2 protein-coding genes are annotated in these 756 nt (G+C 68.7%); both read left to right on the top strand.

The features are described from left to right. Positions 1–536 (top strand): TetR/AcrR family transcriptional regulator C-terminal domain-containing protein (locus tag CFP71_RS41995; protein WP_093939418.1); only part of this gene is annotated, 536 nt, incomplete at its 5' end. A gap of 10 nt (positions 537–546) precedes the next feature. Further along, the coding region (locus CFP71_RS41990) for a nitroreductase/quinone reductase family protein (protein WP_143267285.1) at positions 547–756 on the top strand (210 nt) is incomplete at its 3' end.

The raw sequence follows: 756 nt of genomic DNA, 5'->3' as shown, positions 1-756 counted from the left end.
ATCTCATGTACGACAAGGCGCTCGCCGAGCTTCCGGTCTCCCATGGCGAAGGCGGCTGGCGGGCCGACGTCACGCGCTGGGCGGAGGACCTCTGGGCCTTCTACCTGCGCCATCCCTGGGTCTTGCAGATCTCGCAGGCCCGGCCGGTGCTCGGGCCGAACGAGTACGTCGTGCTGGAGGCGCTGGTGAAGATCCTGCGCCGGACCGGACTGGGCCCGGTGATGCTGCGGAGGCTGGTCAGCGCGCTGTACTCGTGCGTGCGCGAGCCCGCGAGGACGGCTTCCGAGGCGCGGCAGGCCGAAAAGGCGACGGGGCAGTCCGACGACGAGTGGTGGTACGCGCGGTCCGCGCATCTGCGGGAGGTCTCGCCGGACTTCGCCGAACGGTTCCCGACGCTGACCTGGATGGAGGGCGAACAGGCGTTCCGGATGGAGGACGAGACGGTGTCCTACCTGGAGCAGGAGGCGAGAGAGGCCTTCGAGCTCTCGCTGGCGGTTCTCCTGGACGGAATCGAAGTCTCGATGAAAGCGGAGTAGCCTTCTCCGCATGCCCAGTGATTTCGCCCTGAAGACCATGAACGCCGTCCATCGCGTCATCCAGAAGGTCAGCGGCGGCCGCGCCGGCTGGCAGGTCGCCGGGATGACCGTCGTGGAGCTGACCACCATCGGCCGCAAATCCGGCCAGCCGCGCACCGTGCTGCTGACCTCGCCGTTGCGCGAGGGTGACGCGTACGTCGTCGTCGCCTCCCGCGGTGGC

Source organism: Amycolatopsis thailandensis, from assembly GCF_002234405.1.
In the GTDB taxonomy this organism is placed as follows: domain Bacteria; phylum Actinomycetota; class Actinomycetes; order Mycobacteriales; family Pseudonocardiaceae; genus Amycolatopsis; species Amycolatopsis thailandensis.
The sequence above is the reverse complement of the archived record's forward strand: the minus strand, read 5'-3'. Positions and strand labels throughout refer to the sequence as shown.